The sequence below is a fragment of the Ciceribacter azotifigens genome (assembly GCF_048159625.1).
Taxonomy (GTDB): Bacteria; Pseudomonadota; Alphaproteobacteria; order Rhizobiales; family Rhizobiaceae; genus Allorhizobium; species Allorhizobium azotifigens.
Window position 1 is genome coordinate 78,265 of record NZ_JBLQTA010000004.1, and the last position, 24,903, is coordinate 103,167.

Consider the following 24,903-nt stretch of genomic DNA (forward strand, 5'->3'; position numbering starts at 1 on the left):
GCATATGTGGCACTCATCGTGATGGGCGGCAAGCCGTCATCTGCCGCGCACCATCAGGTCCCGCCGGCATATGGCGGCTCGAGCTGCTCTTGTCGTTCAGCGCGCCGGGCGGTCGTCGCCGTCGTCGAGGACGCGCCAGGAAGCGCCTTCGAGATCGTCGTACTGGCCGCTCTTCAGCGACCAGAGGAAGGCGAAGAGGCCGAGGCCGCCGAGGAAGAGCGCGATCGGGATCAGGAAGATCAGCATGTTCATGACGCGAACGAAGCCTCCGGATCGGCAAAAGACGGCTTCGCGTCGGCGGCAGGCTGATCAGCCATTTGGAGCCGGTTGAGCCGCAACGCATTGAGGACCACGATGATCGACGAGGAGGACATGGCGATTGCCGCGATCAACGGCGTCGCATAGCCGAGGATCGCGATCGGAACCGCCAGAGCGTTATAGCCGATCGCGAGCGCAAAGTTCTCGCGGATCAGCCGGCCAGCACGGCGGGACGCCTCGATGGCGAACGGAACCGCGTCGAGGCTCTCGCGCATGAAGACGAAATCGGCAGCCTGACGACCGACGTCGGCGGCGGTCGCCGGCGCGATCGAGACATGGGCCGCGGCAAGCGCCGGCGCGTCGTTGATGCCGTCCCCGACCATCAGCAGCTTTTGTCCCTTGGCCCCAGCAGCCGCGCACAGTTCCGCCTTCTCGCGCGGAGAAAGGCCGGCACGCCAGTTCTCGATGCCAAGGCGGGACGCAAGCGAGGCGACCACGCCTTGACGGTCTCCCGAGAGGATGCCCACGGCGTAGCCCTGCGACTTCAACCTGTCGATCGCACCTTCCGCACCCGGACGCACCGCATCCTCGAAGCGGAAGCGTTCCAGCGCACGACCGTCGAACGACAGCACGACTTCGGATGTCGCGTCGCTCTCGTTCGCACCGCCGTCGGCGGCCTGGCAGGCAAACTTGCGGCTGCCGAGCCGATAGGTGCCTTCAGGCGTCACCGCCTCGATGCCGGCGCCCGGAATTTCGCGGACCGTGTCGAGCTCCGTCGAAGGGCTGTCGCCCGCCGCATGGAGCGCGCTCGACAACGGGTGGCGCGAATGGGCCGCGAGGCCCGCGGCAAGCGCGAGATGCTTCGGATCAACCTCCGAGCGGTTGACGAAGCGCGGGCGTCCGAGCGTCAGCGTGCCCGTCTTGTCGAAGGCGATCGTATCGATCTCCGCGAGCCGCTCCATGGCGGAACCATCCTTCACCATGATGCCGTTGCGGAAGAGCCGACCGGCAGCGACGACCTGCACCACCGGAACGGCAAGGCCGAGCGCGCAGGGGCAGGTGATGATCAGGACGGAGATCGCGATCAGCATCGCCTGCTTCCAGTCGCCGCCGAAAACGCCCCAGCCAAGGAAAGTGAGAAGCGCGAGAAGGTGAACCGCCGGCGCATAGATCTGCGCGGCACGATCGGCGATGCGCCGGTAGCGCGCCCTGCCCCCCTCGGCGGCTTCCATCAGGCCGATGATTTCGGCAAGGAAGGAATCGCGTGCCGTCGCAGTCGCCCGGATGACCAGCGAACCGGTGAGGCTCAGCGTTCCCGCCTGCACGCTGTCGCCGGCGGTCACCGCAAGCGGTGCGCTCTCGCCGTTGACGATCGACACGTCCATGTCGCTCGAACCGGCGACGATCTCGCCGTCCACCGGCACGCGGTCGCCGGCGGCGATCGCGATACGGTCTCCGACGCGGATCTCCTCGACGGGCCGGTAGTCGCGAGCGCCGTTCTCGCCGAGCACCATGGCACCGCGGGGGCTGAGCCGCGCAAGCCCGGTAATCGCCGAACGCGCCCGGTCACGCATGACGTGGTCGAGCGTGCGGCCGATCAGGAGGAAGAAGAGCAGCGAGACTGTGGCGTCGAACCAGGCATGTTCACCGTGATGGAGGGTCTCCCACAGGGAGACGACATAGGAGAGCGTGATCGCAAGCGCGATCGGCACGTCCATGTTGGTACGCCCGTGCTTCAAGGCGTTCCAGGCGGACTGATAGAAGAACCGGCCGGCGATAATCAGCGCGGGCGCGGCGATCATCGCCGAGATCCAGTGGAAGAGATCGCGCGTCGCGGCGTCCGCGCCCGACCAGATCGAGACCGACAGCAGCATGATGTTGCTCGCCGCGAAGCCGGAAAGTGCAACGGCCCGGATCAACTTGTTGCGCACCTCGTCGGACGCTTCCGCCGCCGTTGTGGAGAGATGGGCTTCGTAGCCGGTCGCGGCAATCGCCCGCGGCAGCACAGACGGGTCGGTCTGACAGCCGCCCTGCTCTTCCCGCCAGACGATCGATACCCGCTTCGACGTCAGGTTGACGCGGGCACGCTCGACCTCGGGAAGCTTCCGCAGGGCTGTCTCGATGGTGGTGATGCAGGCGCCGCAATGAACGGCGGGCACCGCGAGGTCGACCTGCCGCAAACCGTCTCCAAGATCGCGGCTCGCGAGCCGCAGCTCCTCGGCCGTCGGCAGCGCATGGCCCGCCCGCTCGATGTCGAGTGCCCCTTCGGTTCCGGCCGCACAGCAGCTCATTTCCTGCCTCCCTCGCCGGGGTGCTCGTGCCGCTCGTCGAGCAGCGTCATCCTGCCGTCGGCAAGCGCGATGCGCGGCGCCTCGTGCATGATCGTCTTGCCGTCCTTGACCGCGATCATCTCGACGATCCACTCGCCCGGCAGAACCTCATGGCTTACGCCATAGAGACCGCCGCCGAGCGTCGAAAGCTCGGCGACGAAGTCCTGATGCTCGCCGACCGGTCGCTTGAAGTGGGCAGTCACCTTGTCGGCCAGGACGGGCTGGTTCTCGGGAAGGGTCAGCCGGTAGCGGATCGCCTCGCCGGAAACATCCAGTTCGCCCTTGATGCCGGTGGCCATCATCTCGCGGATCGCCGACGCCTTGGCGTTGAACTGCTGGCTTGCGACATAGGTGTTCTGGACCACCAGGCCGCTCCACGTGGAAGAGGCATAATAGGCCATCACGAGGTTGACCGAGATGATCGTTCCGAAGAACAGCACCAAGACGCCCACCATATGCCTGCCGGTAAAGACGAAGCCGGCCTTTTCGCCACGCACGCTCATTTGTGTTTCTCTCCGGGTGCGTTGAACACTGCCTTGTAGCTGTCGGCTTCCTTGCTATCGACGTCCCTGACGTTGAACCGGAAGTTCTCGACCTTGGATTCGATCTGGTCCGCCGGCACGGTGACGAAGACCTTCAACGTCGTCGCCTCGTCGGGCTCGACATTGACCGTGAAGGACCGGACATCCACTTCCGACATGCCGTTCACCCGCATGGTCGCGCCCGACAGGCCGTCCAGTGTCACTTCCATGTTGCGCGGTTGCGGCACCATGTTCAAGAGGCGAACGGTGTAGCCGTTGCGGATCGACCCGTCAGATTCGAGCACATATTGCGGATTGCGGTCATGCAATACGTTGATCTCCAGCCGGTCACGGCCGAGCAGCGCGACGAGGAGCCCGATACCAACGGCCGTCCAGACACCCATATAGAGAAGCGTCCGCGGGCGGAAGATGATGCGCCAGTTGAAGTGGCGGACCTTGTCGCTGAAGCTGCCGTCGGCGTTGCGTACACGGTTCGGCTGGATCTCAGTGGTGCCGTTGTCGGTCGCAAGCGCCATGTTGGACTGGTATTCGTCGAGCGTCGCATAGGCGATCAAGCCGCGAGGCCTGCCGATCTTGTCCATGACCGCATCGCAGGCGTCGATGCAGAGCGCGCAGGTGATGCATTCGAGCTGCTGCCCGTCGCGGATGTCGATCCCCATGGGACAGACGGCGACGCAAGCGTTACAATCGACGCAGTCGCCGGCGACCTTGCCCTCGGCCGCGGCCTTCTTCGTGCCACGGGTGCGCGGTTCGCCGCGCCAGTCATTATAGGTGACGACCAGCGAGCTCTCGTCGAGCATCGCCGCCTGGATGCGCGGCCAGGGACACATGTAGATGCAGACCTGTTCGCGCATCAGGCCGCCGAAGAGGTAGGTGGTGGCGGTCAGCACGGCGACAGTCATGTAGGCGACAGGAGCCGCCTGCCCCTCGATGAAATCCATCGCGAGCATCGGTGCATCGGCGAAGTAGAAGATCCAGGCGCCGCCGGTGGCGACCGCGATCGCCAGCCAGATCGTGTGCTTGGTCACCCGCTTCCAGATCTTCTCAAAGGTCCAGGGCGCCGTTTCGAGCTTCATGCGCGCGTTTCGATCACCCTCGATCGCCCGCTCGACGACGAGGAAGAGGTCGACCCACACCGTCTGCGGACAGGTATAGCCGCACCAGGCGCGGCCGACCGCGGAGGTCAGCAGGAACAGGCCGAAGCCCGCCATGACGAGAAGACCCGCGACGAAGAAGAATTCCTGCGGCCAGATCTCGATAAAGAAGAAGTAGAAGCGGCGATGGGCGAGATCGATGAGCACGGCCTGGTCAGGCGCGAACTCGCCGCGATCCCATCTGAGCCACGGCGTCAGGTAGTAGATGCCGAGCGTCACGAGCATCACCAGCCACTTGAACTGCCGGAATCGCCCCTCGGCTCGCTTCGGGAAAATCTTCTTCCGCGCCTTGTAGAGGGGTTCCCGCCGTTTGGCGGACATCACCGGCTCCGCCTCAAGGCGCTCGACCTCGTCGGAGCTGGCCGGATTGTTCTTGTCGACGTGAAGATTCATGACTTCGGACCTCGTATTCTGGCCATTCTTTTCCCACTTCGTCGGGATGGCCGCCTTGACTTATATCAAGGGGCGGCGAAGCGCCGCAACGAAAGGTGAACACCGCCGCCAGCGGCATAAGGTCACGCGCCCGGAACTCTCGAGCCCGAGGGCCTGCCGGCAGGCGACGTGAGACGCCTATTCGTTTCAAAAAAGAGACCACGCCCAGGCGTGGTCTGAAAAGTGGACCTGATTGCATTCACGTGGTCCGGCGGCCGTTTCCGGCCGCCGGCAGGCACTGCTTACTCGCCGCCGCCCAGCGAATGGACGTAGACGGCAAGTTCCTTGATGGTGGTGTCGCCGAGGCGAACGCCCCAGGCCGGCATCACACCGTGCTTCGGCTGGGCGACCTGCTGGGCGATACCCTGCTCACCCTGCACGCGCAGCCAGATCGCGTCGGTCAGGTTCGGCGCCCCGAACTCCCGCATGCCCTTGGCGTCGGGGCCATGGCACGATGCGCAGTTGTCGGTAAAGACCTGCTTGCCCGGCTCGACAAGCGCCGGATCCGACGGCGTATTGGTCAGGCTCCACACATAGGCGGCAACCTGCTGGATCTGCTCCGGCTGCAGGATGTCAACGAAGGCCGGCATCTGCGACACGCGGGTATCCGCATCGGCATCATAGCGGATGCCGTGGGTGAGCGTCGTCTGGATCGTCTGCAAATCGCCACCCCACAGCCAGTCGTTGTCGTTGAGGTTCGGATAGCCCGGCGAACCCGCGGCACCCGAGCCGTGGCAAGGCGCGCAGTTGACCTTGAAGGCCGCCGCACCGCCGGACATGGCGAACTGCGCCAGTTCCTTGTCGGCGACAATCTGGTCGAGTGGCAAGGCGGCGATCTTGTCGAGATAGACCGCCTGTGCCGCCTTCGCCGCCGTCATTTCTTCGGTCAGCGCCGCGCGGTTGGTGTAGTTCAGCATGCCCTTGGTGTTCTCTTTCAGCAGCGGCCAGGCCGGATAGGCGATGGTGTAGCCGATCGCCCATACGATGGTCGCGTAGAAGAACCAGACCCACCAGCGCGGCAGCGGGTTGTTGAGTTCACGAATGCCGTCCCACTCATGGCCAGTGGTTTCGACGCCACTGATTTCGTCAATATGTTTCTCAGACATCTCTTAGTCCTCCTTGAGAGGGATGCGCGCGATCTCGTCGGCAAGTTTCTTGCCGCCGGGCCGGAAGGTGAAGAGGATCACACCGACGAAGAACAGGGTCATGCCAAGCAGGCCCCAGCTGTCGGCGAAATGGCGCATGGCCGTATAGGTTTCCATGTGCCCCTCCTCAACGATATCCGGTCGCGTCGTCATAGGTGGTGAAGTCCACCAGCGTGCCGAGCATCTGGAGATAGGCAACGAGTGCATCCATCTCCGTCAGCTTGGCCGGATCGCCGTCGAAATCACCCACCTTGGCCTTGGGATAGCGCGCCAGCAGTCCCGAGGTGTCTGCATTCGGATCGGCCTGGGCGGCGAGATCCGCATCCGCATTCGCAATCATGTCGTCCGTATAGGGGACGCCCACGACCTTGCTGGTCTCAAGATTCGCGGTGATGTTCGCGACCTTGAGCGGCGTCGTCTTCAGGAACGAGTAGCTCGGCATCACCGACTCCGGAACGACGTCCCGGGGTTCGGTCAGGTGCTGAACGTGCCATTCGTTGGAATAGCGGTCGCCGACGCGCGCCAGGTCGGGCCCGGTGCGCTTCGATCCCCACTGGAACGGATGGTCGTACATCGATTCCGCGGCCAGCGAGTAGTGACCGTAGCGTTCCACTTCGTCGCGGAACGGACGGATCATCTGGCTGTGACAGACATAGCAGCCTTCGCGGATGTAGATGTCGCGGCCGGCCAGTTCGAGCGGCGAGTACGGCCGCATTCCCTCTACCTTCTCGATGGTATTCTCGAGGTAGAAGAGCGGAACGATTTCAACGATACCCCCGACGGTCACGACCAGCAGCGACCCGACAAAGAGAAGGCTCGCGTTCTTCTCGAGGATTTGGTGTTTATCAAGAATGGACATGAGAGCCTTCCTTCTTATTCAGCCGGCTGGACAGCGGCGGGGACGACCGAACCGGGGATCGGTGCTTCCTGCCGTTCGTAGCCGAGGATGGTCATCACGACGTTGTAGGCCATGATGATGCCTCCGGTGAGGTACATCGCGCCGCCGACGGCACGCAGTACGTAGTAGGGGAACATGGCGGCGACCGACTCGGCGAACGAGTAGACCAGGAAGCCCTGTGCATCGTATTCGCGCCACATCAGGCCCTGCTGGATACCGGCAACCCACATGACGGCGGCGTAGAGAACGATGCCGAGCGTGGCCAGCCAGAAGTGCCAGTTGACGAGCCGCAGCGAGTAGAGGCGGTTGCGGTTCCACAGCTTCGGCGTCAGGTAGTAGACCATGCCGAAGGAGATCATGCCGACCCAGCCGAGAGCGCCCGAGTGAACGTGACCGATGGTCCAGTCGGTGTAGTGGCTGAGCGAGTTGACCGCCTTGATCGACATCATCGGGCCTTCGAAGGTCGACATGCCGTAGAAGGCAATGGCGATAACCATCATGCGGATGATCGGATCGGTGCGGATCTTGTCCCATGCGCCCGAGAGCGTCATCAGACCGTTGATCATGCCACCCCACGAGGGCATCCACAGCATGATCGAGAACACCATGCCGAGCGTCTGTGCCCAATCCGGCAGAGCCGTGTAGTGCAGGTGGTGCGGGCCGGCCCAGATGTAGAGGAAGATCAGGGCCCAGAAGTGGATGATCGACAGGCGGTACGAGTAGACCGGGCGACCGGCCTGCTTCGGAACGAAGTAGTACATCATGCCGAGGAAGCCTGCGGTCAGGAAGAAGCCGACGGCGTTGTGGCCGTACCACCACTGGGTCAGGGCATCCTGCACACCCGAGAAGGCAGAGTAGCTCTTGACGCCGAGGAAAGAGACCGGGACTGCAAGGTTGTTGACGATGTGCAGCATCGCAATCGTGATGATGAACGACAGGTAGAACCAGTTCGCCACATAGATGTGCGATTCCTTGCGGGTCATGACCGTGCCGAGGAAGGCCAGCAGGTAGGCGACCCAGACGACGGTGAGCCAGAGGTCAACATACCATTCAGGTTCCGCATATTCGCGGCCCTCGGTGATGCCGAGCAGGTAGCCCGTCGCGGCCATCACGATGAAGAGCTGGTAGCCCCAGAAGACGAACCAGCCGAGCGAGCCGCCGAAAAGACGCTGGCGCGAGGTGCGCTGGACGACATAGAAGGAGCTTGCGATCAGAGCGTTGCCGCCGAAGGCGAAGATGACGGCAGACGTATGCAGCGGACGCATGCGGCCGAAATTGAACCAGGGTTCAATGTTCAGGTCCGGAAATGCGAGCTGCAAGGCGACGACCACGCCGACCAGAAAGCCGACGACTCCCCAAAAGACGGTCGCGATGACGCCGTATTTTATGACCTCGTCGAAATATTCGGATTTTATCTGTGCGGCGGACTTTGCGTTCGCGGGTGCGAACTTCATCTGGCGCAGCATGACGACCGTACCGCCGAGCAGCACGATGAAGGCGATCGTCATGTGGACAGCGAACAGGCTGTCCTGGGCGAAGGCCACCCCGAGCAGCGCGGCAAAGGCGAGGACCGCCATCACCATAGTTTCTAGTGTGTAATTCATTGTTGGAACCCCCAACGGCTTGCTGATCAACCACAGGACGACCCTTGATAGGGCAAAGAATCCTCCTGCGCTGTGTGCAGAATTGACATCGAGTGCCTCAAGGCACCTTGATTTAAATCAATGCAGGAAAACAGTGCTTAAGGGAAAAGTGAATATTGTCGCAGCCAGCCTGAAATGGTGCCGCAGGGAGCCTCGGAGCGGTGGGAGAGCCAGATCGTCCTCGCGGGCGCGGAGGACGACGGGCATGTTTGCGAACCGATGACGCGGTCGAGGTACCGGAGATGACGGTAATGAAAGCAAAAACCACCGGAGCGGGCTGCGATGCCACAGCAGGCGCGCCGATTCCGTCCGCAGCACTCAACGACAATCAGCGGACGATTGCGTGGCTGCGCCGGGCTCATGACGAGCAACTCGCCCTCTGCAACGAACTTGAGGAGGTCGCCGACTCCCTTCCCTCCAATGTCGACCGCCAGAAGTGCCTCTACGCCGCAAAGATGCTCGGCCCCCTCGTCCAGAACGTCCACGAATACGAGGAGACGGTGCTGTTTCCCTGGATCGAATCGCAACGAGGCCCGCAGCTTCGTGAGACCATCGAACGATTGAAGTTCGAGCACTGCGAGGACGAATGCTTCGCCGAGGAACTCACGGATGTCCTGCTGAAGCTCGGCACGGGCGATGTCGTCAACATGGAGGCCGTGGGATACATGTTGCGCGGTTTCTTCGAAGGGATGCGCCGGCACATCGCCTTCGAACGCGATTGCCTGCTGACGCATCTGCCGCCGGATTCTGCTCCGGAAGGCCAGCACTGAGCCTGCGGGCGGCGACGCCCCGCGCCGCCTCCGGTCTCCTGCCTACGCAGCGATCTTGCGACAGGTATCCTGCTTTAGGCGAATGAGAACCACCGCGCCGACCACCCGGCCGTCATTGCCCGCAAACGGCGTCATCGTGCAGCAGGCCCACTCGTCGCGCCCCCATGGGCGATAGGAGAAGTTGAAGCTCAGCGTCTCCCCGGCAAAGCAGCGGTCGAGCCTCGCGCGGGTAAAATCCTCGAAATGGCTGCCGGGCAGGAACTCCGCGACATGACGGCCGACGACATCGATCTGCCGGCACTTCAAGATCGAGGCGTGGGCAGGGTTGGCGTAGAGATAGCGATAGTCGGCGGTCACGACTGCAACCTGCTCCGACAGCGTGTTGAGAATCGATTCGTTGAAGAGGTCATCGTCACGGTCCAGCGCCGTCGTTGTCGACAGCCTGATGCATCCCGTCGTCGATCGCTCCCCCTCGTCGCCGAAATACCGGTCGAGAAGCGACGACAGGACAGCGGAATGGCGCGTGACGCACGAGCGATCGTCCGCGTCCTCGCGGATAAGGCCACTGACGAAACGTAACTGCTGGTATATTTCGTGGGTGCAGGAGGCACGATAGTCCATCGCCGCCGCGATCAGGCGGTCGAGTTCCCTGTCCAGCAAACGGACCAGTCGGTCGTCGCCGACTCGGATCGCTTGCCGAAGCTGCGTGTCCTTCAAGGCAACGGCCTCGAACAGCGCGTCCAGATTGTCTTTCCGTGTCGTTTCGGGCATCGGGGCACTCCACACTGGGCCGGCATCGGCGGGTGGGACCGCGCGACGGTGTCGCATTCGGAACAGATTTCCCATCATGCGATCAAGAGTCGGGTAACATGAATGGCCAACTGGCTCAACACATCAAGTTTAGGGGTAAATGCCACTCTGCACAGGCAAGGAACGTTCCATTCCGGCGAGAGTCGGATGGCGCACTAGGACCACCCGTCACCCGAGATCGATGCTTCGCTTGATATCCCAGCGGTCGTGATACCAAAGCCACTGCTCAGGGTATTCCCGTACCCATGATTCGACCTTGTCGTTGAGGAGCTGAGCCGTCGCGTTCACGTCGAGCTGGCCTGCCGCCGTGCGTGGCAGTTCGATCTTCGGTTCGATTTCGAGACGGAACCGGTTGCCCGGAAGCCGAACGCAGCGTGCCGGATAGACGTCGCAATCGAACTGCCGTGCAAGCTTGGCGAGCAGCGGATTGGTCTTCACCGGCCGGCCGAAGAAGGACGTGGTGACGCCCTTCTTGAACTTCTGGTCGACGAGCACGCCAACCCCTCCTCCGGCCTCGAGCTGGCGGGCGAGCGCAAAGGACGAGCCGGCATGGGACGGCACCAGCTTGCCCATGCGCTTCCTGCGGAAGTCGAAGACCTTCTGGGCAATATACGGGTTGTTCGGTGGCCGGAAGAGCACGCTCACATAGAGGCCGAAGGCGGCGCCTGCGACCGGCAGCAGCTCGAAATTCGCCGTATGCGCGGTGAAGACGATGAAGGGGCGCGGATTGTCGCGCAGTTCCAGGAAGAGCGGAATGCCGCTCACCTCGATCCTCCCCTCGCCTTGTCTTTCGGGATCGAAGTCGAAAAGCTGGTCGAGGAAGACATATTCGGCAGCGAGCCGGCCCATGTGCCCCCAGCTCGCGACGGCGATTTCTTCCCGCTCGGCCTCGGACTTTTCCGGGAAGGCATTGCGCAGGTTGGTGAGCATCAGCCCGTGACGACGGGTCCGCGGCCCCACCTTGCGCATCAACCAGTCAGCAAAGTTGATCGCCGGATCGGCCGGAAGAATCTTGAGCATCGTCAGGAATCCGAAAGCAAGCTGCGCCACCAGCCATTGCTGGAAGTGGCGCAATGCGAGCACGATCCGGGTGACGAAGAGCTTCAACGCGTCAGTCCATCCTGAGGATGATCTTGCCGAACACCTGCCGGGTCTCCATACGCGTCAGCGCCATGTCGATGTCCTCGAGCCGCACTTCTGTGTCGATGACCGGATGAACGATGCCGCGGGCCATCTTCTGCATGGCGTTCGCCATGTTCTCCATCCGGCAACCGAAGGAGCCGAGAAGCTTCAGCTGCTGCTGGAAGAGCATCATCAGGTTCATGTCGGTCGAGACACCGGAGGTCGAGCCGCAGGTGACCAGCCGTCCGCCACGCTTCAGGCACAGCATGGAGCCGGCCCAAGTGTCTTTGCCGACATGTTCGAAGACGACGTCGACGCCTTTCTTCTTTGTCAGTTTCCGCACCACGCCTTCGAAGCGGTCGGTACGGTAGTTGATAACGTGGTCGGCGCCGAGCGCCTTTGCCGGCTCGATCTTGTCGTCCCAGCCGACAGTCGTGATCACGGTGCAGCCGATCTTCTTGGCGAGCTGGATCGCCGCCGTGCCGATGCCTGAGCCGCCGGCATGGACGAGGATCGTCTCGCCCGGCTCGAGTTTCGCGTTGTCGAACAGCATGTGCTCGACGGTGCCGAAGGTCACCGGGGCAAGCGCCGCACCGACAGCATCGATGCCGGGCGGTGCCGGAACCAACAGACGGGCCGGCAGGTTGATCTTCTCCTGGGCGAAGCCGTCGAGATGGAAGCCGTGTACGCCGCCAACATGTTCGCAGAGATTGTCGCGGCCCTCGCGGCAGGGCTTGCAGAGGCCGCAGGTGCGCGCGCCGTAAACCGCGGCGAGCTGGCCCGGCAGGATGTTGCCGACGCCCGGTCCAATCGCCTCGACAACCCCGGAAGCCTCCGCACCGATCGTCAGCGGCATCTTGCGCTTGGCAAACGCCATACCGCGCCAGCCCCAGACATCGATATGGTTGAGCGCTACGGCCTTGACCCGAAGCGTCACCTCGCCCGGACCCGGTGCATCCGGCTCCGGCAGATCGACAATTTCGAGCTTGCGGTCATCGACCAGCTGCAATGCGCGCATGAATCCCGTCCTTCGCCCTTCGGCGTTCCGATACACTCTTTTTCGTGGCGTTCCGATTAAGCCGGTTCACGCGTCATGACAAGGCTGGCGTTCTGGCCGCCGAAGCCGAACGAATTCGACAGCACCGCGGAAACGTCGGCCGTGCGCTTGACGTTGGGAACCACGTCGAGCTCCATCGCCGGATCGGGATTGACGTAGTTGATGGTCGGCGGAATCGTGCCCGTCAGCATGGTCTGGAACGAAAAGACGGCCTCGACCGCGCCCGCCGCCGTCAGCGTATGGCCGATCATCGACTTGTTCGACGACACCGGGATCTGCTTCAGCCGCTCGCCGAAGACAGCGAGCATCGCGCCGTATTCCATCTTGTCGTTTTCCGGCGTCGAGGTGCCGTGGGCGTTGACATAGTCGATGTCCGCTTCACCGATCCCCGCATCGGCGAGCGCCGCACGCATCGTGGCGATCGCCGGGCCGCCGTCCGGAGAGGACCGCGTGCGGTGGAAATGGTCGGCCTTCTCGCCGCATCCCTTCATCACGCCGAGGATCTTCGCGCCGCGGGCAACGGCCGATTCCATCGATTCGAGGACGAGGGTCGCGGCGCCTTCGGCGATAACGAAACCGTCGCGATCCTTGCTGAACGGCTTGGACGCCTTTTCGGGCGCATCGTTCTGGGTGGAGAGCGCAGACAGCAGCGAGAAGCGGATCACCGCCTCGACGCTGATCGAGCCATCGGTCGCAACCGTCAGCGCGCGCTCCGTGCGGCCCTGGCGGATCGCCTCGACGCCGAGCTGGATCGCGGTCGCGCCCGACGCGCAGGCGGTCGAGAGCGTGACCGGCAGTCCGCGCGTGCCGAAGCGGTCGGCCAGCCGCTCCGAGATCGAGCCGAACTGAACCGCCTCGAGGAAGACCGGATCGGGCTTCGCGCGCATCGCGGCGAGGAACCGCTCGTAGACGTCGCCGTCGTGATCCGGCGGCGGAGCACGCTCGGCGAGCGCGAAACGGTCCGACCACTCCGGCTCGACGGGCGGGGCTGCGAGGAAGAGCGGACCGTTGAAGTCGCCCGAGAGGCGAGCCTGGGTCAGCGCCTCGATGGTGGTCTCACGGGCGAGCGCGTAGGACCTCTCGACCGCGTTGCCCGCGGGTATTTCGATGAAATCGACGGTGCCGCCGATCCGCGTCGGCATGCCCTCGGTCGGGAAGCGCTTGATCGCATGGATGCCGGACTTGCCGGCGGTCAGCGCGTTCCAGTTGTCCTCGATCCCCTGGCCGAGCGAGGTGATCACGCCCATGCCGGTTACGACGACGATCGGGCGCCCGAGATGATCCTTGAAGCGGTTGTCGGTCATGGATCCGTTCCTTCTCACGCGTCGGACGAAACGAGGGCGACGCCCTCGCCGTGGACATAGCCGACCGTCGTCACGACGGCATGGCGGGCGGGTGCGGCCATCGCCGCCTCATGGGCCGGATCGAAGGGCGGCACTTTCGCATGGCTGTCGAGAGCAAGAGCGGCGAGCGCAAGCCCGAGCGGGAACTGCGCTTCCATGCCGTGCCCCGTGCTGCCGCCGTAACCGCGAACCGGTGCCGCCGGAAAGTGGCGGTCGAGCACGGCCTTTTCGCGGCGTGCCAGATCGTGCAGGCCGCTCGAACCGGAAAAGACGACCGTGTCGGATGCTGCGTCGCCCAGACCGGAGAGCAACCGCTCGATGCGGGTTTCGAACCGGTCGCCGTCGCGGTTGCCGCGATCACCTTCGACGGCGTCGAGAACGGCGTAGACATGGGCGCCCCGCGCCTCGGCATGTTCCCGGCGTTCGAGGACGAGGAAGGCACCGACCGAACCGAGCATCATGCCGCCACCGGCATCCTCGGAGCGCGACCACAGGGGCCGCCATTCGCCGGTCGCATGGGCCCGGATGCCTTCAACGAGCAGCAGGATGTCGGGACGTTCGCCGATGAAGGCGCCGCCGACGAGGGTGTGGGTGGACTGGCCGCAACGCAGGCGCGCGAAGGCCGTTTCGATCGCGGAAATGCCGGCCGATTCCTCGCCCATGAAGGTGCGGGAGGAACCAGTGACCTTGTGCACGATCGAAATATTGCCAGCCATGAGATTGGAAAGCTGCGCCAGGAACAGCGTCGGGCGAAGCTCGGTCGTCAGCTTCTCGACGAGCAGCCTGTCGCGATCATTGCGGCGCAGCGCCTCGTTGACGATGAGCGTGTCGACGTTGACGTCGCGCTCGCCGCCGCCGGCCGCGACGATCAGGTCCATCGTGCCGCAGAGTTCGGCATTGTCCTTCAGCCCGGCATCGTCGAGAGCAAGCCCGGCCGCATAGACGCCGAGCCGCTGCCAGTTCTCCATCTGGCGCTGGTCGCCGCGCTTGGGGATCTGTGTCGACCAGTCGATCTCCGGAAGGCGGTGGACCGGGTACGGCTTGAACTTGTCCGTCTCCACCGCCGGCACGGGCGCGGCCGGAGCGGACAGCAGGGCGATGTGCGGCTCCTTGCCGGTTCCATGGCACGTGACGATGCCAATACCGGTGATCACCACGTCGTTCGGCTTCTTGCTCATTCTCTATCCTTCAGCCGGAATCCTTCGACCGGCGTTCCATCCGGCGCATCCCTACGCCCTGCGCGGCGGCACTGGCAATAGCTTTCGCTTCACGACAGGGCTTATCGAAAAATCCGCAGGATGCGGCCCCGTCGCTCAGGCGGCGCCGTCCGCCTCGAGGGCAGCCATCAGCCCGACCTCGACCGCCCGGTTGCGCACGATCTCCGCGAGGGGCACCTCGCTGAACGGCATGGTGCGAAGCTTGAGCTGGGCGTCGCAAATCTTCTTGCCGCCCGATGCAATCTTCGCCTTGGTGACGGCAAAACCCGAACCGTCGTGTTCGAGATGGGCTTCGATGTCGAGCACGGCGCCCGGCTCGACGAAACTGCGCATCTTGGCGCCGTCGACAGACATCAGGAAGGGCATCGCCGAGAAGCCGCTGACGGCGAGCACGAGGAAGCCCGAGGCCTGCGCCATCGTCTCGATCAGCAGCACGCCGGGGACGAGCGGCATTCCGGGGAAGTGACCTTCGAAGACAGGGCTCTTCTCCGGCACGACCGAGCGTGCCCGGAGCGTGCCGTCGCGGAGGCTCACAGCCTCCACCCTGTCGATCATCTGGAAGTATTCGAGCAGCATCGTGCTTCGTCCGCCGGGCCGATCAGCCCTTGGCGGCGCGCAGTTCGTCGATCTTCGCGCAGAGATTCTTGAGAACGAAGTATTCCTCGGTGGAAACCTTGCCCTCGTTGACTTCCTGCGTCCACTGCTCGAGCGGGATCTTGATGCCGAATTCCTTGTCGATCGCAAAGACGATGTCGAGGAAATCCAGGCTGTCGATGCCGAGATCGTCGATCGTATGGCTTTCGGGCGTAATGGTTTCGCGGTCGATCTCGCTGGTTTCAGCGATGATGTCGGCAACTTTGTCGAATGTAGCGCTCACGCCAATATCCTCATATGTCCTAAGTTCGAGTTCCACATAGGGAAAACTCGCCTAAAAGCCAATGCCCTGTTTCACCGGCCGGAAAATTTGCCGTTGCAGTGTTGCTCAAACAGCAATCGAGTGGCGTCCCTTGCCGGTCGAGAGGTAACTGTCGAAGACCGCAGCGATGCTGCGGGTGAAGGGCTTGCCGGTCTCGGTGATGCGGAACTGGTCGTTTGCGATCTCGCAGACGCCGTCGCCATTGCTTGCGACATACTGTCGTGCTTCGGCGATGACCGCCTCGGCAATCTCGGGGAACCGGTTCCGCAACTCGTCGAAGGAGAAGGCGAAGCGGCACATCAGGTCCTCGATAACCTTGGCGCGCATCCGGTCGTCGTCGGCGAGCTCGATGCCGCGCACGACCGTCAGCCCCTGCCCCAGCGCCATCTTCTGGTACTCACCGGTCGCCGGCATGTTCTGGACATAGCCTTCCGGCAATTGGCCGATAGACGAGGCACCGAGGCCGATCAGCGCATCGGCCGCATCGTCGGTATAGCCCTGGAAGTTGCGGTGGAGCCGCCCCTCGCGGCTCGCGATCGCCAGCTTGTCGCCGGGCCGGGCGAAGTGGTCGATGCCGACCGCTTCGTAACCCGCCTCCACTAGCATCTCGGCCGCGCGGTTCATCTGACTGAAGCGCATCTCGACACCGGGAAGAGCCTCTTCCGGAATCATCGTCTGATGCTTCTTCATCCACGGCACATGAGCATAGCCGAAGAGCGCGATGCGGTCCGGCGCCAGCGAGAGGATGTCACTGACCGTTGCTTCCAGCGTCTCGAGCGTCTGGTACGGCAGACCATAGAGGATGTCGCAGTTGACCGAGTGCACGCCGCGCGCCCTGACCGCCTCGACGACGCCTTTCGTGTGTTCGAAGGTCTGGATCCGATTGATAGCCTTCTGCACGTTCGGGTTGAAATCCTGAACGCCGAGGCTCGCGCGTGTCATGCCAATCGCCGCCAAGGCGTCGTAGCGAGCGTCATCGAGATCGTTCGGGTCCATTTCGACGCTGATCTCGGCGTCGTCGCGGAAAGAGAAGTGCGCGCGCAGCGCACCCATCAGGGCGACCATGTCTTCCGGCTTCAGCATGGTCGGCGAGCCGCCGCCGAAATGCACGGCACTTACCTTTGCGGCACGATCGACCAGGCGGCCGACATGGACGATCTCGCTATGAAGCGCCTCCAGATAGGCCGTAATCGGATCATATTTCAGCGTGTGCTTCGTATGACAGGCACAGAACCAGCACAGCCGATCGCAATAAGGAATGTGGATATAGAGCGAGATGTCTTGCCCTTTTCCAAGATTCTGTAGCCATTGCGCATATATGTCGCAGCCGACGCCATCGTGAAAATGTGGCGCGGTCGGATAACTCGTGTAACGTGGCACCGCGCCGGAATACTTGCCCAGAAGGCCTTCTCGCATGAACTTCACCGCAATTGTCGGAATAAGCAATTGCTTAATTATTAACCGTAGAAGGGCCCGCAGCCTTTGACTTCGATCAATTTGCTGTTAAAATTGCAGCATAGGAAAACCGGAGGGTGCGCGGCACCTTTCGCGGTCGAAACAGGGCGTTCCTTGTAAGCGCGATAGCGTAAAGGATGGGCGGGCAGATGAGACCGATCGACATTATGGATGCCCTCAAGAGAAACGTCCTGGAGTGTGAAGGCCCTGCAGTGTGCAAGGCCTGCGAAGCACGTCATGGTGGTGTCTGCGCGAGCCTCAGCGTTCCGCAGCTGGTGGAACTCAACAAGCACTCCTCCCGCCGCAAGGTGGAAGCGGGCAACGAGGTGATCGGCCAGGGTGAGTCCGTCTCGACCTACAGCAACATCCTGAACGGCGTGGTAAAGCTCTCCAAGATGATGGCAGACGGCCGCCAGCAGATCGTCGGCTTGCAGTTTGCGCCGGACTTTCTCGGACGACCGCACCAGCAAGAGAGCACCGTCACCGCTGAAGCAGCGACCGATACCGAAATCTGCACCTTCCCGCGGGCGCTCATTGACCGGATCGTCAATGAGGCTCCGGATTTCGAGCGCATGCTTTACGAACAGTCGCTGAAGGAACTCGACGAGGCGCGCGACTGGATGCTGACCCTCGGTCGCAAGACCGCGCAGGAGAAGGTCGCGAGCTTCCTCTACCTGATCGCGACTCACATCGATCCGGAGAATGCTCGCCCGCGCACTTTCGACCTGCCGCTCTCGCGTGCCGACATCGCCGACTTCCTCGGGCTGACGATCGAGACCGTGAGCCGGCAGATGACGAAGCTGCGCAAGGAAGGCATCATCGTCATCGAGAACAACCGCCACGTCACGGTGCCGAGCCTCGAACGGCTGCGCTGCATCGCCGGCAACGACTGATTATACGCCGCTGCGGCGGGGGGGCGCATCCGCCGCGCCAGCCCTAAGGTTTCCTCTTGGTCTCCGCCATTTCTTCCGCCAGGATTCGCACTGCCGCCCCGGTCAACGCCGCATGAATTTCCTGCGCCTTGCGCAGGTGATCGAGAACGACCGGCAGGGTGGAGGCGGCGAACCTCTGCATGTCTGCGTCCTCGCCGGCGTCTATCTCCCACGCCAACAGCTGCGCCGTCTTCTGGTGATCGACGATCTGCGCCTTGATGTAGGCGACATCGAAGGCCTCGCCATCGAGCTTTTCCAGCCGGTCTCGGACCACCTGGTGGTCCGGGTGCAGCTCCTTCGGCAGCGGTATCTTCGCCGCGTCCGCAAGCTCTCTCAGCTTGTCGTCGGCATCGGAATGGTCGCGAACCAGCGTCGCAGCGAAGTCCTTGACCGAATCGGCCTTCGCCTTGCCGTCCGCCATCCTGCCGAGTTCCACTTCGGCCAGTCCGCCCGCGGCCACGAGTTGCGCAAAAAGCCGGTCCTGATTGTTGGTCTGATGCGGCGCCGGAACGCCCGGCTCCGACATCTTCGTGTCGACGCCCATGCCGGCGGGATTGCCGATCTGCGCCGCAGCGGTGCCGCCGAGGAGCAGGAGTCCGGCCGTAAAGGCGATTGGGAAGCGAGACATGATCCGTTCCTTCCTTCTCACAGGGTCAGCAGATAGGAGACGAGATCCTTCTTCTCCTGCCCGGTCAGCTTGACGCCGAGCACGAGGTTGAAGAACTCGACGGTGTCGGCGAGCGTCATCAGGCGACCGTCATGCATGTACGGCGGAGAATCCTTGATCCCGCGCAGCGTGAACGTCTTGATCGGCCCGTCGGGCATCGCGGCGAAGTCGTTGAAGACCTGACCAATCCTGTAGAAGCGCTCGAGCTTCAGGTCGTGCATGTTGTTGTCCATGAATTCGGTCTGCGGAACGTGACATTCGGCACAGCGCCCCTTGCCCATGAAAACCTTCTCTCCGGCGAGTTCCTGCGGCGTGGCGCGCGCCGGATCGAGCCTGCCGAACGGATCGAGCTTCGGGGCCGGCGGAAAGTCGATGATGTTCTGCATCTGCGCCATCATCGCCACCTGGTTCGGCCGGTCGGGAAGGTTGACGCCCTTGCGGGTGGCGCTGACATGGTCGCCGTTGAAATAGGCGGTGCGCTGCTCGAACTCGGTGAAATCCTCGACCGAGCGCAAGGACCGTTTCGAGCCGTGGATCTGCTGGTTGAACAGGCCCCTGAGACTGGTGGTGTCGAGGCGGAAGCGGTCGGCCTGCGGCCGGACGTCCGGCGTCAGGTGGAAGGCCGCGTTGGTGTGGAAGTTCGCATGACAGTCGAGGCAGGCGACGCCCGTGCTCTGGTCGGCGACCTTGCGGTCCTCCGTCTGGTTGAATTCCTCCTGCGGGAATGGCGTGAGCAGCAGCCGCAGCCCCTCCATCTGGACGGGCGTGATGATGCCATTCATCAGCTCGTAGAAATTCTTGATCGTCAGCAACTGTCCGCGCGAGACGTCGCCGAGCTCCGGATGGGTCGTCAGGAAGATCGGCGGGGGAAATTCCGGCGTCAGGTTGTCGGGAAGGTCGAAGTCGACGTCGAAACGGCGGAGATCGCGCGCCTCGCGGGCGTGGATTTCATCGATCTGATGAGCCGGAAAGACCTGCCCGCCAGTCGCCTGCTTGACGTGCGGCAGCGGCAGAAAACCCTCCGGCAACAGATTGCGGTCCTTGATCTCGGCCGGCGTCATGGCCGCGAGATCCTCCCACGTGGTTCCTTCCGGAAGCTTGACGCGGACGCCGTCCTGCACGGGCTTCATGCCACCGGACATCATGACATTGTCCATGGGCTTGTCGGAGAGATCGTACCGGCGCTCGAGGAGCGAGCGCTGCCGCCGCATGACCGCGTCCTTCTGCGCCTCGTCGATCTTGCGGACCTCCGAGAAGGGCATCGTCGGCAGCGGCCGATATGTCACGTCCGGAGGAAGCGGATCGGAGAGAGCTCCGAACCCGAGCACAGTCGCGCCGGCAAAAGCCGACCCGCAAAACGCAAGCAACGCAGACTGTCTCCGCATATCCCTCTCCTCGGCTCACCGATGCGTCAGCCGCCCGAACGGACGAACGGGAGAAGAGTTCCCGCAAATTGTGAGGGAGCGCGAAATAACACCCGTTGTCCGCCGAGGCGCGGAAAGCGCCTAGCGTGAGACGATGATCTTGGTGTTGGTGAGGCCGTTACTGGTTGCGAGCTTGAAGAAGACCGCCGCGTTGTCCGGATGGAGCCGGACACAGCCGTGCGAGACCGGCCGTCCGAGACTCCTCACTTCGTATGTGCCATGGATGGCATAGCCGCCCTTGAAGAAGATCGAATAGGGCATCGGCGCGTTGTCGTACTTGCGCGACCGATGATAGCGCGATGCCCAGCGGGCCGTGAAGATACCTGTCGGCGTCCGGTAACCGGGGCGTGCGGTCGAGACTTTCCAGGTGTATTTGGGATCGCCGTTCACCGAGACGCGCATCGTCTGCGCCGAGAGGCTGATCCGGGCAATAACGGTATCGGCGAGGGCCGCGGCAGGACCGGCAGCCGAGAAGACGGCGATCAGGAACAGGATGAAAAGCCGGCGCATCCCTCAAACACTCCCGTTGAGCGTGAGAACCGGCTGATATTAGCGCAAAAAGCGTAAACAAGCATCAATAGCCGGTATGCCCGTCAGAGCAGGATGGCGAACACCATCAGGCTGAGCGCCAGCACGGCGAGCGACGAGCAGGCTGCGTCGAAGATGCCGATAGCCGCGCCGATGTCACCAGCCTCGGCCGTGGCCCGGCCGGCGCCGTTGATCATCGGCTCGCTGACCAGCCGGCCACCGTAGATGCGCGGACCGGCAAGACGGATGTCGAGCGCTCCCGCCATCGCCGCCTCCGGCCAGCCGGAATTGGGAGAACGATGAAGGCCGCTGTCGCGAAAGGCGACGGAGAGCGAACGACGGGCGGCGGCGACCCCCTGCCGTATCGCCGCACCGGCAGCGATCAGCAGACTTGAAAGCCGCGCCGCCGGCCAGTTGGCGAGATCGTCGAGGCGGGCCGACGCCCAGCCGAAGTCGAGATATTTCGGGCTCTTGTGGCCGATCATCGAATCGGCCGTGTTCAGCATCTTGTAGGCGAAGATTCCCGGTAGACCCGCGACCGCGTACCAGAAGGCCGGCGCGACCGTGCCGTCGGCGAAGTTTTCGGCAAGGCTTTCGATGGCGGCACGCACGACGCCTGCCCCGTCGAGCGTCTCAGGATCACGCCCGACGATCATCGAAACGGCACGGCGCCCGCCGGCCAGTCCTTCTCGGCGCAGTCCGTCGGCGACCGCGACGACATGGTCCTTCAGGCTCTTCTGTGCCAAGAGGATCGCGACGACCGCGACCTCCAGCAGAAAACCGACAAGGCCGAGCGCGGCGAAGAGGCCATGCAGCAGGCAGCCGGCGAGCGCGGCGCCGGTGAGAAGCAGCACGATTGCCACAACCCCGTTACGGCGGCGAACCGCGCCGGTCAACGACTCGCGGTTCATCCGCCTGTCGAGCGCATCGATCGCCGCGCCGAAGACCACCACCGGATGGCGGACGCGCTGCCAGAGCCATGCGGGATCGCCGACGACACGGTCGAGCACCAGCGCCAGGAAGAGAATCGCAAGCGTCGCGGCGCTCATCGGCCGCTCCAGATCGAAAGGGCTGCGGCGAGACGCGCATCCGCCTCCTCGTCCGGCGCAAGGCCGACGCGCAGCCATGTCGGCGCGTAGTCGAACTTGCGGGTCAGGATGTGCGCCCGGCAAAGATGGGTATGGAGTTGCTCCGCGCGCGGGTCCTCGACGAGGGCGAAGAGCGCCGTGCCGCCGGAGACGTGAAGGCTCGCCGCGGCGAGCACCCGCTGCAGCGCCTGTCGCCGCTCGGCGAGCTGCCGGCGGATCGCCTCCACATCGCCGCGGAAGAGCGCAGCCGCGACCGAAAGCGCCGGCCCAGAGACGGCCCACGGCCCGAGCCATGTCGCCATCCGCTCCCGAATCGCCGGCACGGCGATCACGAATCCGAGCCGAATGCCGGCCATGCCGAAGAACTTTCCGAAGGAGCGGAAGACGATGAGGTTCGGGGTACTGGGCACAAAGTCGACGACGCTCGTCTCCGGCGTGCAATCAGCGAAGGCCTCATCGACGACGAGATAACCGCCGCGGCTCGCAAGATCGGCGGCGAGACCCTTCAGGACGTCACGTGACAACAAGCGACCATCTGGGTTGTTGGGATTGACGGCGACCACGACGGCATGGTCGGCACGCACATCGTCCGGGCCGGCGATGGCATCGACCGCAATTCCGGCGAGCGCGAAAACCCGCGCGTATTCGCCATAGGTCGGCGAGAGGATCGCAACCCGCGCGCCGGCGGGAACGAGGCGCGGCAGCATCTGGATCGCCGCCTGGGTTCCCGGAACGGCAAGCGGCAAAATCTCGCCGGAGCGATAGAAATCACGCGCCGCGGCCGTCACCGCGTCAAGACGATGCTGGTCCGGCAGGCGCTGCCAGGCCGAAGCGGTGACATCCGGAACGGCGGGCGGGCACGGGTTGAGGCCGGTCGAAAGATCGAGCCAGTCCTCGGCGTGTCCGCCATAGAGCGCCGCCGCCGCACCGATACCGCCGCCATGCACGATGACACCGCTCATCGGGTCTCGCAGATATCGATGAGATGCATGAAGGAACCGGCGACCGAACCGCGCCTGAGGCCGACCTCGCCGAGCGACGTGCCGAGCGCGTCCTCGGCGGCGAAGAGCCGCTCGCCCTCGCCTTCCGAAACGATCGTCGCGTAGTGGAATTCGTGCGCCGTCATCTCCGTCGTGAAAAAGGACCCGGCAAGCGGCCGCAAGCGGCGATAGCCGAGCTGGCGCTTGCGCTTGGCGAAACTCGTCACCAGCGGCAACAAGCCGAGCATCCGGTGGCTCTCGCCCGCTTCGTCGATCAGCGCCTCGCCGAGGACCATGTAACCGCCGCATTCGCCGAAGATGCGGGCGCCGCGCGCCTGCGCGGCCACGACACCGGCACGGAAGGTTCCGGCTGCCGCGATCTGACCGGCCGAAAGCTCTGGATAGCCGCCCGGCAGGTAGACCGCATCGCAATCGTCCCCCGGTCCCTCGTCGGCGAGCGGCGAGAAGAAGGAAATTTCCGCGCCGCGGCGACGCCAGCCCATCAGCATATGCTCGTAGGAAAAGGCGAAGGCGTTGTCCCGCGCCACCGCGATCTTCTGGCCGAACGGCATCAGCCGGGCGATGTTGGCATCGGACGTGCGGTCGGGGATGTGCCGCGCGGTGCGGATCAGCGCCTTGACGTCGCAGGACGAGGCGACGAGGTCGGCCGCGCGGTCGATGAAGGTTTCGAGTTCGCCGTGCTCGCCGGCCTGCACCAGTCCGAGATGGCGTGCCGGCAGTTCCAGCGACTTGTTCGTGCGAATGACCCCGAACACCGGCATGCGGATGGCAGCCATGGCATCGCGCAGCATCGCCTCGTGGCGGTCGCCGCTGACGCGGTTCAGGATCACGCCGACGATGCGGGTGTCGATCCGGTAGTTGGCAAAACCGCTGACGAGTGCGGCGGTCGAATGGGAGGAGCGCGCGCAATCGACGACCAGCAGCACGGAAAGCCCGAGGATCGCCGCGAGATCGGCGGCAGAACCCCGGCCGTCGGCGGCTCCGTCGAATAGCCCCATCATCGCCTCGACGACGAGGTCCTTGCCGCCGGACCTGTGAAGGGCGGCATTGGCAAGCAGCAGCTCGCGCCGCATTGCCCAGGGATCGAAGTTGAGACAGACCTCACCGCTGGCAGCAGCATGGAACGCCGGGTCGATATAGTCCGGTCCTGCCTTGCCCGGCGCGACGGGGTGGCCGAGGCGCTTCAGCGCACGCAGGAGGCCGAGCGTAACGGTGGTCTTTCCCGATCCGGTCGCCGGCGCGGCGATCATCAACCCGCTCATGCCGTATCCTTCCGATTATCGCCGGCAAAAGGATCACCGACGAGCTTGCGGCCGGCGAGCGCCCCGAGCCAGTCGAGCGACGGTCTCAGGCGCACGACCTCGCCGACGACGACGATCGCCGGCGGCTCGAAACCGGAGGCAGCGACCGCCTGCTCCGCCTCGCCGAGCGTCGTTTCCAGCACCTTCTGCGAGGCCGTCGCGGCGTCGCAGACGAAGGCGACGGGCTCAGACGCGCTGCGGCCACCGGCGATCAGCTGTTCGGAGATGCGGCCGATGTGCTTCATCGCCATGTACATCACGATCACCGGGGAGCCCCTGGCGATCGACTCCCAGTCGATCCGGTCCGGAACGAGGCCGGAGGAATCATGGCCCGTCAGGAAAGTGACGGCGTGATTGATCTCCCGGTGCGTGACCGGAATGCCGGCATAGGCAAGCCCGCCGATCCCGGCGGTGATGCCGGGCACGATGCGGAACGGAACGCCGTTTTCGATCAGCGTCAGCGCCTCCTCCCCGCCGCGGCCGAAGACGAAGGGATCGCCGCCCTTCAGGCGCAGGACCTTGAGGCCCGATTTCGCAAGCTCCACCAGCCGCAGCGAGATGTCGCGCTGTTTGGAGGAGGGCTTTCCGCCGCGCTTGCCGGCATATTCGAGGGCGGCGCCGGGACGTGCGAGCTTTAGGCACTCCTCGTTGACCAGCGCGTCGTGGACGATCACGTCGGCCTCGCCGAGCGCCTTGGCCGCAAGCAGCGTCAGAAGCCCCGGATCACCGGGGCCAGCGCCCGCCAGCCAGACATGACCGGGCTCGATCGCCGGAAGATCGGAAAACGGAAATTCAGTCATGGTCTTGCTCTATGCCCGCAGTCCCAAAATTGCAATCACGTGACACACCATCTGCGTGCTTTCGAAGGCC

At 63.9% G+C, this 24,903-nt stretch carries 25 protein-coding genes; 2 read left to right on the plus strand and 23 right to left on the minus strand.

The genetic code is table 11. The features are described from left to right. Window positions 1-96 precede the first annotated feature (96 nt). The 8 genes from ccoS to ccoN form a co-directional block, all read right to left on the minus strand. Complete coding sequence (ccoS, locus tag ACM6UT_RS07710) at window positions 97-252, minus strand: cbb3-type cytochrome oxidase assembly protein CcoS (RefSeq protein WP_416796769.1); 156 nt, start codon at window positions 250-252, stop codon at window positions 97-99. Then, entirely contained in the window at window positions 249-2,549 is a 2,301-nt protein-coding gene (locus tag ACM6UT_RS07715; RefSeq protein WP_416796770.1) for a cation-translocating P-type ATPase, read from the minus strand. Before ACM6UT_RS07715 ends, ccoS begins: the two co-directional genes overlap by 4 nt. After that, window positions 2,546-3,091, minus strand: coding sequence for a FixH family protein (locus tag ACM6UT_RS07720; RefSeq protein WP_416796771.1), 546 nt, complete (start codon window positions 3,089-3,091; stop codon window positions 2,546-2,548). The genes ACM6UT_RS07715 and ACM6UT_RS07720 overlap by 4 nt, the downstream gene beginning before the upstream one ends. After that, window positions 3,088-4,677 (minus strand): cytochrome c oxidase accessory protein CcoG, encoded by a 1,590-nt coding sequence (ccoG, locus tag ACM6UT_RS07725; RefSeq protein WP_416796772.1) that lies wholly within the window; start codon window positions 4,675-4,677, stop codon window positions 3,088-3,090. Before ccoG ends, ACM6UT_RS07720 begins: the two co-directional genes overlap by 4 nt. Before the next feature lie 281 nt (window positions 4,678-4,958). Continuing rightward, on the minus strand, window positions 4,959-5,822 hold the full coding sequence (gene ccoP / locus ACM6UT_RS07730; RefSeq protein WP_416796773.1) for a cytochrome-c oxidase, cbb3-type subunit III: 864 nt from the start codon (window positions 5,820-5,822) through the stop codon (window positions 4,959-4,961). Between the two features lie 3 nt (window positions 5,823-5,825). Then, window positions 5,826-5,978: a cbb3-type cytochrome c oxidase subunit 3 gene (locus ACM6UT_RS07735; protein ID WP_416796774.1), complete on the minus strand. Its 153-nt coding sequence runs from the start codon at window positions 5,976-5,978 to the stop codon at window positions 5,826-5,828. Between the two features lie 10 nt (window positions 5,979-5,988). Next, on the minus strand, window positions 5,989-6,720 hold the full coding sequence (ccoO, locus tag ACM6UT_RS07740) for a cytochrome-c oxidase, cbb3-type subunit II (RefSeq protein WP_416796775.1): 732 nt from the start codon (window positions 6,718-6,720) through the stop codon (window positions 5,989-5,991). A 14-nt stretch (window positions 6,721-6,734) separates the two neighbouring features. Then, complete coding sequence (gene ccoN, locus ACM6UT_RS07745; protein WP_416796776.1) at window positions 6,735-8,363, minus strand: cytochrome-c oxidase, cbb3-type subunit I; 1,629 nt, start codon at window positions 8,361-8,363, stop codon at window positions 6,735-6,737. 290 nt (window positions 8,364-8,653) lie between these two features. Here ccoN and ACM6UT_RS07750 point away from each other — a divergent pair, with 290 nt between their 5' ends. Beyond that, window positions 8,654-9,172 (plus strand): hemerythrin domain-containing protein, encoded by a 519-nt coding sequence (locus ACM6UT_RS07750; RefSeq protein WP_416796777.1) that lies wholly within the window; start codon window positions 8,654-8,656, stop codon window positions 9,170-9,172. 42 nt (window positions 9,173-9,214) lie between these two features. On the opposite strand, the gene ACM6UT_RS07755 is transcribed toward ACM6UT_RS07750, so the two are convergent. From ACM6UT_RS07755 to hemN, 8 genes are all read right to left on the minus strand, one after another. Next, window positions 9,215-9,943 (minus strand): PAS domain-containing protein, encoded by a 729-nt coding sequence (locus ACM6UT_RS07755; protein ID WP_416796778.1) that lies wholly within the window; start codon window positions 9,941-9,943, stop codon window positions 9,215-9,217. A 207-nt stretch (window positions 9,944-10,150) separates the two neighbouring features. Beyond that, window positions 10,151-11,089 (minus strand): lipid A biosynthesis lauroyl acyltransferase, encoded by a 939-nt coding sequence (locus ACM6UT_RS07760; protein WP_416796779.1) that lies wholly within the window; start codon window positions 11,087-11,089, stop codon window positions 10,151-10,153. A 4-nt stretch (window positions 11,090-11,093) separates the two neighbouring features. Then, window positions 11,094-12,122 carry a zinc-binding dehydrogenase gene (locus tag ACM6UT_RS07765; protein ID WP_416796780.1) on the minus strand — a complete coding sequence of 343 codons (1,029 nt, stop codon included), beginning with the start codon at window positions 12,120-12,122 and terminating at the stop codon, window positions 11,094-11,096. 56 nt (window positions 12,123-12,178) lie between these two features. Continuing rightward, entirely contained in the window at window positions 12,179-13,465 is a 1,287-nt protein-coding gene (locus ACM6UT_RS07770; RefSeq protein ID WP_416796781.1) for a beta-ketoacyl-ACP synthase, read from the minus strand. Between the two features lie 14 nt (window positions 13,466-13,479). Further along, window positions 13,480-14,682, minus strand: coding sequence for a beta-ketoacyl-ACP synthase (locus tag ACM6UT_RS07775; RefSeq protein ID WP_416796782.1), 1,203 nt, complete (start codon window positions 14,680-14,682; stop codon window positions 13,480-13,482). A gap of 135 nt (window positions 14,683-14,817) precedes the next feature. Next, window positions 14,818-15,297: a 3-hydroxyacyl-ACP dehydratase FabZ family protein gene (locus ACM6UT_RS07780; protein WP_416796783.1), complete on the minus strand. Its 480-nt coding sequence runs from the start codon at window positions 15,295-15,297 to the stop codon at window positions 14,818-14,820. A 22-nt stretch (window positions 15,298-15,319) separates the two neighbouring features. Next, window positions 15,320-15,598, minus strand: a complete 279-nt coding sequence (locus ACM6UT_RS07785) for an acyl carrier protein (RefSeq protein WP_112831921.1) — start codon at window positions 15,596-15,598, stop codon at window positions 15,320-15,322. Window positions 15,599-15,703: 105 nt separating this feature from the next. Further along, window positions 15,704-17,053, minus strand: a complete 1,350-nt coding sequence (gene hemN, locus ACM6UT_RS07790; RefSeq protein ID WP_416796784.1) for an oxygen-independent coproporphyrinogen III oxidase — start codon at window positions 17,051-17,053, stop codon at window positions 15,704-15,706. Between the two features lie 206 nt (window positions 17,054-17,259). Between hemN and ACM6UT_RS07795 the strand changes: the two genes are divergently transcribed. Next, the gene (locus ACM6UT_RS07795) at window positions 17,260-17,985 is read left to right on the plus strand and encodes a Crp/Fnr family transcriptional regulator (RefSeq protein WP_416797078.1); all 726 of its coding nucleotides are present in this window, start codon (window positions 17,260-17,262) and stop codon (window positions 17,983-17,985) included. A 43-nt stretch (window positions 17,986-18,028) separates the two neighbouring features. Here the strand turns inward: ACM6UT_RS07795 and ACM6UT_RS07800 are convergent, their stop codons facing one another. The 7 genes from ACM6UT_RS07800 to cobA form a co-directional block, all read right to left on the minus strand. After that, window positions 18,029-18,652, minus strand: a complete 624-nt coding sequence (locus tag ACM6UT_RS07800) for a DUF4142 domain-containing protein (protein ID WP_416796785.1) — start codon at window positions 18,650-18,652, stop codon at window positions 18,029-18,031. 17 nt (window positions 18,653-18,669) lie between these two features. Next, a complete protein-coding gene (locus ACM6UT_RS07805) occupies window positions 18,670-20,076 on the minus strand; it encodes a cytochrome B6 (RefSeq protein ID WP_416796786.1) in 1,407 nt (468 codons plus the stop codon). A 120-nt stretch (window positions 20,077-20,196) separates the two neighbouring features. Beyond that, window positions 20,197-20,625, minus strand: a complete 429-nt coding sequence (locus tag ACM6UT_RS07810; RefSeq protein WP_416796787.1) for a L,D-transpeptidase — start codon at window positions 20,623-20,625, stop codon at window positions 20,197-20,199. 83 nt (window positions 20,626-20,708) lie between these two features. Further along, complete coding sequence (gene cbiB / locus ACM6UT_RS07815; RefSeq protein WP_416796788.1) at window positions 20,709-21,692, minus strand: adenosylcobinamide-phosphate synthase CbiB; 984 nt, start codon at window positions 21,690-21,692, stop codon at window positions 20,709-20,711. After that, entirely contained in the window at window positions 21,689-22,693 is a 1,005-nt protein-coding gene (cobD, locus tag ACM6UT_RS07820; protein ID WP_416796789.1) for a threonine-phosphate decarboxylase CobD, read from the minus strand. Before cobD ends, cbiB begins: the two co-directional genes overlap by 4 nt. After that, window positions 22,690-23,994, minus strand: a complete 1,305-nt coding sequence (locus ACM6UT_RS07825; RefSeq protein ID WP_416796790.1) for a cobyrinate a,c-diamide synthase — start codon at window positions 23,992-23,994, stop codon at window positions 22,690-22,692. Before ACM6UT_RS07825 ends, cobD begins: the two co-directional genes overlap by 4 nt. Then, on the minus strand, window positions 23,991-24,833 hold the full coding sequence (cobA, locus tag ACM6UT_RS07830; RefSeq protein WP_416796791.1) for a uroporphyrinogen-III C-methyltransferase: 843 nt from the start codon (window positions 24,831-24,833) through the stop codon (window positions 23,991-23,993). The genes ACM6UT_RS07825 and cobA overlap by 4 nt, the downstream gene beginning before the upstream one ends. Between the last annotated feature and the right edge of the window lie 70 nt (window positions 24,834-24,903).

Coding starts and splice junctions, on each gene's coding strand:
- ccoS (WP_416796769.1), bottom strand. CDS start 252: ATGAACATGCTGATCTTCCTGATCCCGATCGCGCTCTTCCTCGGCGGC.
- ACM6UT_RS07715 (WP_416796770.1), bottom strand. CDS start 2,549: ATGAGCTGCTGTGCGGCCGGAACCGAAGGGGCACTCGACATCGAGCGG.
- ACM6UT_RS07720 (WP_416796771.1), bottom strand. CDS start 3,091: ATGAGCGTGCGTGGCGAAAAGGCCGGCTTCGTCTTTACCGGCAGGCAT.
- ccoG (WP_416796772.1), bottom strand. CDS start 4,677: ATGAATCTTCACGTCGACAAGAACAATCCGGCCAGCTCCGACGAGGTC.
- ccoP (WP_416796773.1), bottom strand. CDS start 5,822: ATGTCTGAGAAACATATTGACGAAATCAGTGGCGTCGAAACCACTGGC.
- ACM6UT_RS07735 (WP_416796774.1), bottom strand. CDS start 5,978: ATGGAAACCTATACGGCCATGCGCCATTTCGCCGACAGCTGGGGCCTG.
- ccoO (WP_416796775.1), bottom strand. CDS start 6,720: ATGTCCATTCTTGATAAACACCAAATCCTCGAGAAGAACGCGAGCCTT.
- ccoN (WP_416796776.1), bottom strand. CDS start 8,363: ATGAATTACACACTAGAAACTATGGTGATGGCGGTCCTCGCCTTTGCC.
- ACM6UT_RS07750 (WP_416796777.1), top strand. CDS start 8,654: ATGAAAGCAAAAACCACCGGAGCGGGCTGCGATGCCACAGCAGGCGCG.
- ACM6UT_RS07755 (WP_416796778.1), bottom strand. CDS start 9,943: ATGCCCGAAACGACACGGAAAGACAATCTGGACGCGCTGTTCGAGGCC.
- ACM6UT_RS07765 (WP_416796780.1), bottom strand. CDS start 12,122: ATGCGCGCATTGCAGCTGGTCGATGACCGCAAGCTCGAAATTGTCGAT.
- ACM6UT_RS07770 (WP_416796781.1), bottom strand. CDS start 13,465: ATGACCGACAACCGCTTCAAGGATCATCTCGGGCGCCCGATCGTCGTC.
- ACM6UT_RS07775 (WP_416796782.1), bottom strand. CDS start 14,682: ATGAGCAAGAAGCCGAACGACGTGGTGATCACCGGTATTGGCATCGTC.
- ACM6UT_RS07780 (WP_416796783.1), bottom strand. CDS start 15,297: ATGCTGCTCGAATACTTCCAGATGATCGACAGGGTGGAGGCTGTGAGC.
- hemN (WP_416796784.1), bottom strand. CDS start 17,053: ATGCGAGAAGGCCTTCTGGGCAAGTATTCCGGCGCGGTGCCACGTTAC.
- ACM6UT_RS07795 (WP_416797078.1), top strand. CDS start 17,260: ATGGATGCCCTCAAGAGAAACGTCCTGGAGTGTGAAGGCCCTGCAGTG.
- ACM6UT_RS07800 (WP_416796785.1), bottom strand. CDS start 18,652: ATGTCTCGCTTCCCAATCGCCTTTACGGCCGGACTCCTGCTCCTCGGC.
- ACM6UT_RS07805 (WP_416796786.1), bottom strand. CDS start 20,076: ATGCGGAGACAGTCTGCGTTGCTTGCGTTTTGCGGGTCGGCTTTTGCC.
- ACM6UT_RS07810 (WP_416796787.1), bottom strand. CDS start 20,625: ATGCGCCGGCTTTTCATCCTGTTCCTGATCGCCGTCTTCTCGGCTGCC.
- cbiB (WP_416796788.1), bottom strand. CDS start 21,692: ATGAGCGCCGCGACGCTTGCGATTCTCTTCCTGGCGCTGGTGCTCGAC.
- cobD (WP_416796789.1), bottom strand. CDS start 22,693: ATGAGCGGTGTCATCGTGCATGGCGGCGGTATCGGTGCGGCGGCGGCG.
- ACM6UT_RS07825 (WP_416796790.1), bottom strand. CDS start 23,994: ATGAGCGGGTTGATGATCGCCGCGCCGGCGACCGGATCGGGAAAGACC.
- cobA (WP_416796791.1), bottom strand. CDS start 24,833: ATGACTGAATTTCCGTTTTCCGATCTTCCGGCGATCGAGCCCGGTCAT.